General features: G+C 32.1%; 12 protein-coding genes. 6 read left to right on the top strand and 6 right to left on the bottom strand.

All coding sequences use genetic code 11. From position 1 onward, the window contains the following. The 6 genes from HNQ03_RS04745 to HNQ03_RS04770 all read left to right on the top strand — a co-directional run bounded on the left by HNQ03_RS04745 (window position 1) and on the right by HNQ03_RS04770 (window position 5,148). Window positions 1-642 (top strand): phosphoribosylanthranilate isomerase, encoded by a 642-nt coding sequence (locus HNQ03_RS04745; protein ID WP_173778517.1) that lies wholly within the window; start codon window positions 1-3, stop codon window positions 640-642. A 32-nt stretch (window positions 643-674) separates the two neighbouring features. Further along, window positions 675-1,856, top strand: coding sequence for a tryptophan synthase subunit beta (gene trpB / locus HNQ03_RS04750; RefSeq protein WP_173778518.1), 1,182 nt, complete (start codon window positions 675-677; stop codon window positions 1,854-1,856). After that, the gene (gene trpA, locus HNQ03_RS04755; RefSeq protein WP_173778519.1) at window positions 1,857-2,591 is read left to right on the top strand and encodes a tryptophan synthase subunit alpha; all 735 of its coding nucleotides are present in this window, start codon (window positions 1,857-1,859) and stop codon (window positions 2,589-2,591) included. It begins immediately after the preceding gene. A 30-nt stretch (window positions 2,592-2,621) separates the two neighbouring features. Then, complete coding sequence (lipB, locus tag HNQ03_RS04760; protein ID WP_173778520.1) at window positions 2,622-3,344, top strand: lipoyl(octanoyl) transferase LipB; 723 nt, start codon at window positions 2,622-2,624, stop codon at window positions 3,342-3,344. Window positions 3,345-3,876: 532 nt separating this feature from the next. Beyond that, window positions 3,877-4,305 carry a DUF4268 domain-containing protein gene (locus tag HNQ03_RS04765; protein ID WP_173778521.1) on the top strand — a complete coding sequence of 143 codons (429 nt, stop codon included), beginning with the start codon at window positions 3,877-3,879 and terminating at the stop codon, window positions 4,303-4,305. A gap of 12 nt (window positions 4,306-4,317) precedes the next feature. Further along, window positions 4,318-5,148, top strand: coding sequence for a CPBP family intramembrane glutamic endopeptidase (locus HNQ03_RS04770; RefSeq protein ID WP_173778522.1), 831 nt, complete (start codon window positions 4,318-4,320; stop codon window positions 5,146-5,148). A gap of 118 nt (window positions 5,149-5,266) precedes the next feature. Here HNQ03_RS04770 and gldG read toward each other — a convergent pair whose 3' ends face one another. The 6 genes from gldG to dacB form a co-directional block, all read right to left on the bottom strand. Continuing rightward, window positions 5,267-6,925 carry a gliding motility-associated ABC transporter substrate-binding protein GldG gene (gldG, locus tag HNQ03_RS04775; protein ID WP_173778523.1) on the bottom strand — a complete coding sequence of 553 codons (1,659 nt, stop codon included), beginning with the start codon at window positions 6,923-6,925 and terminating at the stop codon, window positions 5,267-5,269. Next, window positions 6,925-7,653, bottom strand: coding sequence for an ABC transporter permease (locus tag HNQ03_RS04780; RefSeq protein ID WP_173778524.1), 729 nt, complete (start codon window positions 7,651-7,653; stop codon window positions 6,925-6,927). Before HNQ03_RS04780 ends, gldG begins: the two co-directional genes overlap by 1 nt. 51 nt (window positions 7,654-7,704) lie before the next feature. Continuing rightward, window positions 7,705-8,259 (bottom strand): CopD family protein, encoded by a 555-nt coding sequence (locus HNQ03_RS04785; protein WP_173778525.1) that lies wholly within the window; start codon window positions 8,257-8,259, stop codon window positions 7,705-7,707. 103 nt (window positions 8,260-8,362) lie between these two features. Then, entirely contained in the window at window positions 8,363-9,559 is a 1,197-nt protein-coding gene (kbl, locus tag HNQ03_RS04790; RefSeq protein WP_173778526.1) for a glycine C-acetyltransferase, read from the bottom strand. Window positions 9,560-9,624: 65 nt separating this feature from the next. Beyond that, window positions 9,625-11,562, bottom strand: a complete 1,938-nt coding sequence (locus HNQ03_RS04795; RefSeq protein ID WP_173778527.1) for a M1 family aminopeptidase — start codon at window positions 11,560-11,562, stop codon at window positions 9,625-9,627. 102 nt (window positions 11,563-11,664) lie between these two features. After that, window positions 11,665-13,125, bottom strand: coding sequence for a D-alanyl-D-alanine carboxypeptidase/D-alanyl-D-alanine endopeptidase (gene dacB, locus HNQ03_RS04800; protein ID WP_173778528.1), 1,461 nt, complete (start codon window positions 13,123-13,125; stop codon window positions 11,665-11,667). Window positions 13,126-13,153 lie beyond the last annotated feature (28 nt).

The following is a 13,153-nucleotide window of genomic DNA, read 5'->3' on the forward strand; positions in this document are numbered from 1 at the left end:
ATGAATTCTATAAAATTAAAAGTATGCGGTCTAACGAAACTCGATCAAATAGAAAAATTAATTGCTATGAAAATCGATTTTTTAGGCTTTATTTTTTATGAAAAATCACCACGTTATGTTTTGGCTCATTTAAATTTAGAAGAAATTAAATCCATTGAACACAAAGGAAAAGTGGGCGTTTTCGTGAATGAAAGTATTTCAAAAATATTAGAAATTTCGGAGAAAGCGAGTCTTAATTATATTCAACTTCATGGCGATGAAACCGATGATTTCATTTCAGAATTACGAGATGAACTAGATGAAAAAGTTGGAATTATAAAGGTTTTTAGAATCGGAAAAAATGCAGAAGGTTTGACTGATAAAATTAATAATTTAAAATTAGATACCGATTTTTATCTTTTTGATACCGATTCAAAATCTTTTGGTGGAACAGGAACATCTTTTGATTGGCAACTTCTGAACGAAGAAAGAATATATAAACCGTACTTTTTAAGTGGAGGAATTTCCCTAGAAAATGCAGAAAACATTAATAAATTAAATCAAAAACCTTTTGCAATAGACATCAATTCAAAATTTGAAACAGAACCCGGAAATAAAGATTTAGAAAAAATAAAAGCATTAATCAGCGTTGTTAGAGCTTGAAGCTCTAACAACGCTCACTATAAACAAAAATAATGACAACATTTAGAAACCCAGACAAAAACGGTTATTATGGAGAATTTGGAGGAGCATTCGTACCAGAAATGTTATATCCAAATGTTGCCGAACTGCAAGAAAAATACATCCAAATCATAGAATCTAAAGAATTTCAAATTGAATTTCAAGATTTATTGAAAAACTATGTAGGACGAGCTACCCCACTCTATTTTGCGAAAAATTTGAGCGAAAAATTTCAAACGCAAGTCTATCTAAAACGAGAAGACCTTAATCATACCGGAGCACATAAAATAAATAATGCTCTCGGACAAGCCTTGCTCGCAAAAAAATTGGGCAAAAAACGCATCATTGCAGAAACTGGAGCAGGACAACATGGCGTTGCAACCGCTACTGCATGTGCATTACTCGGTTTAGAATGCATCGTTTATATGGGTGAAATCGATATCGCAAGACAAGCCCCAAATGTTGGACGCATGAAACTCTTGGGTGCAACAATAATTCCTGCAACTTCGGGCTCTAAAACTTTGAAAGATGCCGTGAATGAAGCGCTAAGAGATTGGATTAATAATGCTTCTACAACCCATTATATTATAGGAAGTGTGGTTGGTCCACATCCATTTCCAGATTTGGTAGCACGTTTTCAAAGCGTAATTTCTGAAGAAATAAAATGGCAATTAAACGAAAAAATTGGTAGAGAAAATCCAGATTATGTAATCGCTTGTGTAGGAGGTGGAAGCAATGCTGCTGGTACATTTTATCACTTTGTAGATGAAGCAGATGTAAAAATAATTGCTGCAGAAGCTGGCGGTTTTGGCGTAGAATCTGGAAAATCTGCAGCCACTACCTATTTGGGAACTACCGGTGTTTTGCATGGCAGCAAAAGTCTTGTGATGCAAACAGATGACGGACAAGTGATAGAACCACATTCCATTTCCGCAGGTTTAGATTACCCCGGAATTGGGCCTTTTCACGCTAATTTATATACGCAAAAAAGAGCAGAATTTTATAGCATTACAGATGATGAAGCGCTAAAATCTGCTTTTGAATTCACAAAATTAGAAGGAATAATTCCTGCGCTAGAAACTGCACATGCACTAACAATTTTGGAGAAGAAAACTTTCAAAAAAGAAGATGTTGTGGTAATTTGCTTGAGCGGAAGAGGAGATAAAGATCTAGAAACCTATTTAAACAATTTCTAAATGAAAAAACTAAACATATACTTCACCGCTGGAATTCCAGAATTGAATGATGTACCATCAATAATGAGAATTATTCAAAATTCTGGCGCAAAAATGATGGAAATTGGAATGCCCTATTCAGATCCTGTTGCAGACGGACCAGTAATTCAAGGAGCGCACGAATTGGCATTAAAAAATGGAATGTCTATAGAAAATCTTTTTCAACAATTTGAATCTGTGAAAAATGAAATAGAAATCCCGGTAATTTTAATGGGCTACATCAATCCTGTTTTAAGCTATGGATTTGAGAAATTTTGCCAAAATTGTGAAAAATCTGGTATTTCTGGTTTAATAATTCCTGATTTACCACCCATAGAATTTGAAAATAATTATCAGAAAATTTTAGAAAAATACAATCTTAATTTCACCTTTTTGGTAACGCCAGAAACATCTGATGAAAGAATAAAATACTTAGATTCCTTAAGTTCCGGGTTTTTGTACGCAGTTTCTAGCTCTTCTACAACTGGAAATGATGCTAAAGAAATAAATAACGAAGATTATCTACAAAGATTGGCCAATTTACCCTTAAAAAATCCTGTGATGATCGGTTTTGGAATTAAAAATAAAACGGATTTTGAAAAAGTAACCGAAAAAGCAGATGGAGGAATTATAGGAACCGCATTTGTGAATATTCTCTTACAAGAACAAGATTGGAAGACAAAATGTGAAGCATTTATTCATAGCATAACAGATTGATTTCGTAAATTTGAATTTCAATTTAAAATTATGACCATTATTCAAAATAAAAAACTGCATTTTCAAGATTTAGGTTTGATGAATTATGTGGATGCATTCCAATTTCAAGAGGAAAAAATGCAAAGCATCATCACTAAAAAAATTGAAAATAGAGACCGAACAGATGAAATTTACGAAGAAACACCGAATTATTTTTTCTTTGTAGAACATCCTCACGTGTATACTTTGGGAAAATCTGGCGATGAAAAAAACATGCTTGCAAATCAAGATTTTTTAGATAAAATAGAAGCAACTTTTGTGAAAACCAATCGTGGTGGAGATATTACCTATCATGGTTTTGGGCAAATTGTGGGCTATCCAATCCTAGATTTAGACAATTTCAAAAGCGACATTCATTTGTATATGAGAAATCTGGAAGAAGTGATGATTCGTGTTTTGGCAGAATATAATTTAGTAGGAGAAAGAAGCGAAGGCGAAACTGGAGTTTGGCTAGATGTAGGAAAACCGTATGCCAGAAAGATTTGTGCGATGGGTGTAAAAACTTCGAAATGGGTAACCATGCACGGTTTTGCATTGAATGTGAACACAGATTTAAAATATTTTGAATACATTATTCCGTGCGGAATAAAAGATAAAACGGTGACATCTTTAGCAAGAGAATTGGAAAGAAAATTTTCTGACGAGGAAGTCGCAGAAGTGAAATCTAAAATTAAACATCATTTCACAAAGGTTTTTGAAGCGGAGTTTTTGTAACAAACCTTAGGAACCACTAATTTTTCAACACATAAGTCACATTAGATTAGTTTTATTTGCTATGTTTATATTTTAGAAAAAATAAGCATTAGACAAAAAAATCTTTGATTTTTAAAACTAATGTGAACTAATGAAAACAAAAATAAAGCGTATAACAAAAAAAATAATGTGTTAAAATTAAATGTTAAACAAATTTTTTTAACACATAAGTCACATTAGATTAGTTTTATTTGCTATGTTTATATATCAGAAAACATAAGCAATTCGCAAAAAATTCTTTGATTTTTAAAACTCATGTGAACTAATGAAAACTAAAATATAGCGTTTAGAAAAAAAACTAATGTGTTAAAATTAAATGTTTAACAAAATTTTTTAACACATAAGTCACATTAGATTAGTTTTATTTGCTATGTTTATATATCAGAAAACATAAGCAATTCGCAAAAAAATCTTTGATTTTTAAGACTTATGTGAACTAATGAAAACTAAAATAAAGCGTATAACAAAAAAAACTAATGTGTTAAAATAAAATATGTTCACCAAAAAAGAAGCACAACTATTAACAACAGAATTTTGGACCGTTTTCGGGAAATCTTTTCCGAGGAAATGGATTTTGTATGATACAAAAATTAAAGATTTTTCCTTTAAATTTACCGCAGATTCCAAAAAAGCAATCGTTTCTTTAGATATAGAAATGAAAGATGAAAATTTGCGCTTACTATATTTGGAAAAATTAACTTCTTTAGAAAATTTTTTAATAGAAAATATTGGCGAATTTGAAGTAGAAGAAAATTTCTATCTAGAAAATGGAAAATGTATTTCCAGAATTTGGGTTGAAAAATCAGAAGTTTCGGTTTTTAATAAAAACACGTGGCGAGAAATTTTTGAATTTTTTGTGGAAAAAATGGGAGGTTTTGAAATGGTGTTTTTAGAATTTGAAGATTATATAAAAGATGTTTAAAGTGCTTAAAATATGAAAGGTTGGCTGAAAAATTTATTACTGATCATTCCTTATTTCCTAGTAGTAGGTACTTTCCAATATTTGGGTGGCCTAGTTGCGGATAGAAATATACTTAAAAATAATGGCGAAGAAACTTCCATTCAACTATTGAGCGTTAGCACTTTTGGATTAATAGGAACATTTCTTTTGATCTGGGTTTTCATGAAGTTTTTAGATAAACAAAAATTTCAAAATCTCGGTTTTGAGATTAAAAATAGACTTTCGGATATTCTGACCGGATTTTTAATAGGGTTTTTCGTGATGTTGATCGCTTGGCTATTTTTAATTTATTTAAAAGAAATAGAATTCTACCGAACTGATTTTGATTGGGAAGAATTGACGATTTCCGTTTTAATTTTCATAGTTGTTGCAGTCGTAGAAGAGACACTTTTCCGCGGTTATATTTTGAAAAACTTTATGGAATCTTACAACAAATACATTGCTTTGCTATTATCTTCCATTATTTTTTCGCTTGCACATGGTTTAAATCCTAATGTAGATTTATTTTCGCTTTTCAATATATCTCTGGCAGGTATATTTTTGGGCTTATCTTATATTTACACCAAGAATTTATGGTTTCCTATTGCCTTGCACTTCAGCTGGAATTTCTTTCAATCTTTTCTAGGATTCAACGTGAGTGGACAAGATATCTATTCTGTAATTGAATTTAAGATAACCAAAGGAAACACCTTAAACGGTGGGAATTTCGGGTTTGAAGGTTCTTATCTATCGATAATCGCAATGTTGCTAATTATCTTTAGTGTGGGAATTTATTATAATAGAAACCGTTTAGTTAGAAAATAAAATGTAATTTTAAATATATATTTTTTAACCAACTAATTTTGTCATTCCGCAGGAATCCCAACCGGATATTTATTACACGAGATGCTTTCAGCGTGACAAAAAGTAATCTGAAATAATGTTATTCAAATTTTCTCTTACGAATAAAGTAAAATAAGCCCGCGAAAATCCCGATTATGAATAGTGGTAATAACATATTGAACCATTGCCAATAGCTTTTATTTTCTTCTATCGTTTGTCTATCTAGCAGACGCACGGCAATTTCCCGGTTTTTAAGTTCCATTATATTGGTATCATCTAGCAAATAAGAAAGTGCATTTTGTAGAAATTCCCCGTTTCCGTATTGCTCTTGGGTTAGCAAATCTACACCCAAAGGTAAAGCTTGGCCTTTCAAAATCTGATTTCTACCAATGTCGCCATCTGCAATTACAATCATTTTTCCATTATTATTTTCACTTTTAAAATTTGGAAAATCGTTTTTTTCACTACGGTTTGCATATGCAGATTGAAATGTACCTTCTAACAAAACTGCCAGATTTTGCTGTTTGGTTTTCTGTTCAAATGGTGAAATACTATCTTCCTTCACAATTTCTGAAAGTTGGATGTAATTTGGTACTGAATTGATCAAAGTATTCTGAGAAGATTCAAACAGAACAGTAGGTTTGATGCCTGGTCTTTTGAGAATATCAATAGAAGTAGGAAATTCAAATTTTACAGGATTGATATTTTTGGTTATCGGGTTGTTTTTATCTGAAATTCCCAAAGGAAAATACGGCCAAAGAAAAGAACTGTATTGCGGATTTCCCGCCACTTCGCCAGATACAATGCGCAGCAAGGCAGATTTTTGCATGTCTTTCACCAAACCAGTATTGATGCGGATTCCATAATTAAAAAAGAAATCGTTCAAGTTGGTTTCATACGGAAATGCCATTATTTTTTTGGCTTGATATAGAGAATCCATTTCTGCGTTCACAGCATCTATCATCCATAATGTTTTTCCGCCATTCATGATGTATTGATCGAGAATCACCTTTTCTTTATCTGTAAAAGCTTTCCGAGGTTTTGCAATAAGAAGGGCATCCATCTGCTTTAATTTTGGAAAATCTTTCAAAGAAAGTTCATCATTTTCTACAGGAATGATGGGTTCGGTTTTATAAGTTGCCAATAGATATTTGGTGAAACTGCGAAATTCTTCCGGACGAAGTTCATCTTGATTTATTAAAATCCCAACGTTTTTTCTACTATTTACCGTAATATCTTTTATATTTGAAATAAGATTATACTCCAAACCTTCTACAGATTTGTACAACTGTTGATCTTGATCCAAACCATTTTGCTGAACAATGAGCGGAATAGAAACACCCAAATCTTGGTATTTTAGCACTGCATAAGGATACAATTCTATCTGGCTCACTTTTCCATCTGTTCTACTTGCCAACATAGAAGCTTCTAAACCCATTGCTGCAAGGGAATCTTTGGAAACCTTGGATTTTATGGGATCTATAAATTTAAAATCTACCTTTGGATTTATTTTTTTAAACTCTTCCAACATAAATTTTGTTTCGCTTTGCAATTGTTTAAAATTTGCCGGAAAATCTCCATCTAGATAAACCTCAACCATCAATGGTTTTTGCACAGATTTCAAAACTTCTTTGGTAGAATTTGTAAGCGTATATCTTTGGTCTTGCGTAAGATCTACTCTGGTAGAAAATACACCAACTGCTCCCATTATAAAAAATAGGCCTATAATACTATAGATAAAAATGGACTTATTTTTCATTATTTTTTCTTTTCTAAAGATAATTTAGCTAAAAACAAAGCGAGAGAAATGACGATTAAAAAATAGAAAATATCTTTGCTATCTATCAATCCGCGAGAGAAAGAATTGTAGTGATAAGAAATTCCTAAATTTTGTAGAAAATAATCTGCACCTCCTAATAGTTTGTAACTCGCCAATTGTTCTATCCCAAAATACATGATGAAACAGATGAAAACGCCTATCAAATAAGCCATAATCTGATTATTAGAAATAGTAGAAGAAAAAATTCCGATTGCGGAAAATGCAGCTATTAATAAAATTAATCCAAAATAACTACCCAAAGTTGCTCCAAAATCTAAATTTCCGGCGGGAATTCCCAATACATAAATGCTATACAAATAGACCAGAGAGGGAATAATACACAAAATTCCTAAAAACCAAACCGCCAAAAATTTTCCTACAATTAAATCTGAAAATTTTAAAGGCAAAGAAAACAACCAAGAAAGTGTTCCGCTTTGTTGCTCTTCTGCGAAGGATCTCATAGAAAGTGCGGGTATTAAAAATAACAAAAGCCAAGGTGCTAATTGAAAATAACTTTGTAAAGAAGCTGTCCCAATTTCGAAAATATTAGAATTATTATCAAAAAAGAAAAGGAATAAACCTCCTAAAATAGAGAAAATAGCGATGATAATCCAAGCACTCCAATTTCCAAAGTAGCTCCAAATTTCTTTTTTAAAAATTGCTAGCATAAATTATTAAGTTTAAAATCCGAAGCCGAAAGTCGGAAGTTTATAGCTGTTCTATTTTTTCTTTTTACTTGCATTGTTTACCAATTTCACAGTGCCCATTATTAATATTACAAAGGCGAGAAATCCTAAAATCAATTGCCACCAATATTCTATCACCCCAGCTTTTAAAATGACGGTAAAAATAACTAAAAATAAAATTAAAGTCGCAATTTCATTGGCTTGTCTCAATTTTAAATTTTCTATAGGCAAAGATTGAAAACTCAAAGCTTTTATTTGCAAAACTTTTTTCCAAGACCAATAATGATAGCCTAAAAGTGCGAGTAAAAATGTCAATTTTAAATGAAACCAAGGTGTTTTGAGCAATCCTGTATTCAAAATAATTAAAATTATTCCAGTGGCTAACATGATAGAACCTGCAGGAACAGTGATGATATTCCACAATCTTCTCGCCATGAAAACATATTGCTCCCGAAGAATCATTTTTTTTTGTTCCTCAAATTCATCCGTATCTTTATAGTACACAAAAATTCTTACCAAGTAAAAAATCCCTGCAAAATAACTCACCATAAAAATGATGTGAATGGCTTTTATTATGGTGTAAAGCATATTTTAAATTTGAGAATTTGAAAATTAATTAATTTGAAAATGAAGAATACTTATAATATTTTTAGAATGTACCATTTGATTTTCAAATTAGCATATTTTCAAATTATTTAATAACTTCTAACTCTTTCCCCACTTTCTCGAAAGCTGCAATTGCTTTATCTAAATTTTCTCTAGAATGTGCTGCAGAAAGCTGTACACGAATTCTTGCTTTGCCTTTTGGAACTACCGGATAGAAAAATCCAATAACGTAAATGCCTTCGTCCATTAGTTTTTCTGCCATTTTTTGAGCTAATGGTGCATCATACAACATCACAGGAACTATCGCCGCATCTCCATCTGGAACATCAAAACCTTTGGCTTTCATTTCAGTTCGGAAATATTCTGCATTTTCCATTACTTGATCTCGAAGTGAAGTATCGTCGGAAATCATTTCTAAAACTTTCAAACTTGCGCCTACAATTCCTGGTGCTAAAGAATTTGAAAATAAATAAGGTCGAGATCTTTGGCGAAGCATATCTATAATTTCTTTTTTGCCAGAAGTAAAACCTCCCATTGCTCCACCTAAAGCTTTGCCTAGCGTAGAAGTGATGATATCTACTCTCCCCATAACATCATTTGCTTCATGAGTTCCACGTCCGGTTTTCCCGATGAAACCTGTTGCGTGGCAATCATCTACCATCACCAAAGCATCATATTTATCTGCAAGATCACAAATTCCGGCAAGGTTTGCAACAATGCCATCCATAGAAAACACACCATCTGTAACGATGATTTTTGAACGATGATTTTGTTTAGAAGCTTCTATCAATTGCGCTTCCAAATCTTGCATATCATTATTATTATATCTGTATCTTGCTGCTTTGCAAAGTCTTACCCCATCAATAATAGAAGCATGATTTAATGAATCTGAAATAATACAATCTTCTGCTGTAAACAATGGCTCAAAAACACCACCATTCGCATCAAAACAAGCGGCATACAAAATGGTATCTTCCATTCCCAAAAATTCAGAAATTTTTGCTTCCAAAGTTTTGTGTATGTCCTGCGTTCCACAAATGAAACGTACTGAAGATAATCCAAAACCATGAGAATCCATCATATTTTTTGAGGCTTCTACTACGTCTGCATTATTAGATAATCCCAAATAATTATTTGCGCAAAAATTTAATAATTGTTTTCCGTTCGCAACAATTTCTGCAGATTGGGAAGAAGTGATGATTCTTTCTTTTTTGAAAAGGCCATCATTTTCTATTTCTTGCAATTCGTTTTGAAGATTTTCTAAAAATTTTTGTGAGATCATAGTTTTATTTATTTCTGTATTTGCAAATTTAAAAAAAGCCCTTCAGTTTTGAAGGACTTTTGAAGCTATTTTTTAATAAATTTAAAATTTCTATCTGCGATGGAAATAATATACGTTCCTGGTATAAAATTAGAAATATTTATGCTTTTTTCTGGCTGGTATAGATCAGATTTAACTAATTTTCCATCGGTGAAATAAATTTTATAAGGAGATACTTTATCTACACCTTTAAAATTGATTTCATTTGTGGCAAAACTTGGATACAATACGATATCTGATTTAATAATTTCAATAGGTTCTATGGTTTGCAGATTGGTATCAAAAGCAACAGTGCTGTTTCTTTCTAGCATTTGAAAATCATAATTAAAATCTACTGAAGTTACTGTAAATGTACAAGGTATATTGAAAAATTGATTGTTCGTCGTATTTTCTAATCTTACTAATAGAGTTTCTCCATTTGCTCCATTTAACCTAATTGGAAGTGGCATTTCGAAAAAGGAAACAGAAGAATTACTTTGTGTTTGTGAAACTTTGAAAGTAACAGACTGATTTGCAGTAGATTGCTTGTATTTGATATCATAAGTTGGATAACCTTGACCGTACAACCAATCATTAAAAAATTCTGTAAAATTTATATTTGTACTTAACTGCAATGAATTCGTAAGGTCGGCTGTTCTTGCGTAATTGTAGGCTAAATTTGGCCTATTATGATAATCTTGCAAAGCCTGATAAAAAGCGGTATCGCCCAAAACCCATTTTAGCATTCTTAGAATGTAGCCACCTTTTGCATAAGATAATCTTCCACTGAAAATAGCACCTATATTACTTAAATTAGAATCTGCAACGTAGGTACTTCCACCGGTAGAACTTGTAATATACGATTTTTGCCCAGATAAATAATTCAAAAATTCTGCGTTGGTCATTAATAATTTTTCATTAACCAAATGCTCCCCAAAAGTAGCAAAGCCTTCATTCAACCATATATCATTCCACGCACCGCAAGTTACTTTGTCGCCAAACCATTGATGGGCCAACTCGTGCGCAATCACTGATTTTCCCCAACTACTCATAGAAGACATGGTCTGATGTTCCATACAAACGCCACCGTAGTTATATTCCATGTGTCCGTATTTTTCGTTCCGGAAAGGATAAGCTCCAAAATAAGTTTCAAATGTTGTCATCGCTTGTTTTGTCCATTCAATATTACTCATTACTGAAGAATTATTGATCGTAGAAGGATATACATAATTCACGAATGGAAATGGCGGATTACCAATTACATCATTCAATTTTGTGAAATTTGTAATAGAAAATGCTGCAAGATAAGCAGGCATGGGATATTGCGTTCTCCAAAAGGTTCTTTTTTTATTTCCAACTACAGCGGTTTCATTCATAAATTTACCATTAGCAGCAACACTATAGATGTTTGGAGTTGTGATCTTAAAATCCATCTTATCTATCTTATCATCCATACTTTGCTTAGTGGGAAACCATTCTTGAGCTCCGTATGGTTCTGATAGCGTAGAAGACACAGCAACAGAACTCTGACTACCAGTTCTGAAAGCATCTGCAGATGGATTTGGTGCTCCACTATAATTGATGGTTAGAGAATCTAAAACATTGGCAGCAAGTGCTGATGCAAAATTTATTTTCAACTCCTTAGTTGGCAATTGTTGAAATGTAAGATTATTACCATGAAAACTAACTTGTGACACAACCATATCAGTAGATAAATCAAAATAAATATTAGACATACTTTGATTGGGCAAAAAATGAGAAGTTACAGATCCGCTTATTTGATAGAGCGCAGGATCTAAATCCAAATCTAATCTTTGGTACTTCAAATCGTAATTTGTCGTATTTGGATTATTATTGAAAGTTGTCATTTTGTTGTAATTAGCAGCTTCTCTTTTCAATAGACCTTCTTTATCTATAGCATTTTCTTGAGCGGAAAACGAATTACAAATAATTAAAAAAAGAATAAAAATATAGTTGTTTTTCATAAGATTGTGATCAAAATTAGACTTTTATATATTGTATAAATATACGAAAAAAACCTCTCAAACGATTGAAAGGTTTTTCTACAAGAAATTTTATTTAATTTTTTAAAGTTTAAGAACTGGCTCTAGTAATTCTTCCATTTTACTTTTTACTTGGCTCACAGAACCAGAATAATTATTGACTAAAATAGAAAAAACCAAAGTTTTTCCAGAATCTGTTTTTATAAAACCTGTTAAAGCTTTTACCTTATTTAATGTGCCCGTTTTGGCAAATACTTGGCCAGAAGCTGGACTATCATTGAACATTCTTTTCAAAGTTCCATCTTCCCCACCAATTGGCAAAGATGCAAAAAAGCTTTTGTAATATTTAGAAGACATCAATGAAGTTAAAAATTTAACCTGCGAAATTGTGGAAACCTTATTATTTCTTGAAAGTCCACTTCCATCATAATAGCTCAAACCTTCCATATCAAAACCTGACTTTGCTAAATGTTCTGTAACTACCGCTCTTCCAGATTCTAAAGATTGGTCTCCCTTTTTCTGAAAACCTACCATTCTCAAAAGAGCTTCCGCAGAGGCATTATCACTTCTTTTATTTGTATCATAAATAATCGCACCCAAAGTTGGAGATCTATAAGCCGTGATAATTTTTCTTGGTTCTGCATCTAAATCTGCTAATTTAGATATTACTTTACCAGAAACTGGAATTTTGGATTTAGTAAGCGTACTTCTTAATGAATTTGCTAAGTAGTATGGTGCATCTGGTAGTTTGGTAGTATAAATGCTACCGATAAACTCGTTTGCAAATACCATTTTATCAACATAAGGAGAAATGTAGAAGAATTTCTTTTGTTTTTCTACCGGATTTTTAGATGCGCTCAACAATTTTTCATTTCTCGGCTCAATATCTTTTGTGCTTCCCACTGGTAAATAATAATTATTCTGCTCCATCCAAACAATATTCTCTGGCAAGAAAGGAGTTTTATTTTCTTTGAAAATAGCGTTTTGAATGATAATATCTCCATTTATTTTTTTTATGCCTTTTTCTTGAGAGATCGCGTAAATATAATCGCTAACGATGGAAGCATACCTAGAAGAACCCGCTTTTCCAGTACCCAAAGTTGGATCTCCACTTCCTACGATGTACAAATTCCCGTTCAAAACTCCATCAGCATCTATTTCTCCTGAATATTCTAATTGGGTAATCCATCTGAAATTTTCTCCCAAAAGATTCATTGCTGTTTCTGTAGTCAAAAGTTTTGTTGTAGATGCAGGAACTAAAGGCGTTGTTTCATTGTAAGAACTTACAATTTTATTTGTTTTTGGATCATAAACCACAAAACCCCAATCTGCATTTCTCAAAACAGGATCGCTCATCATTCCATTAATGTTGATATCTACTAATTCTTTTGGGGTAAGTAGTTTTTCTACTACTACTGCATTCGATGTAGAAATTTGATTTTCTAGTAATTGAGGATATTGTTTTACACCAATGTTGGTTTGCGCAAATATAAAAACGGAGTAAAATATAGATAAAAAGAAAGTGAACGTAAATGTTTTTTTCATAAAAATTGATTAGTAATAAATTAATGAT

Source organism: Frigoriflavimonas asaccharolytica (genome assembly GCF_013294015.1).
GTDB lineage: Bacteria > Bacteroidota > Bacteroidia > Flavobacteriales > Weeksellaceae > Frigoriflavimonas > Frigoriflavimonas asaccharolytica.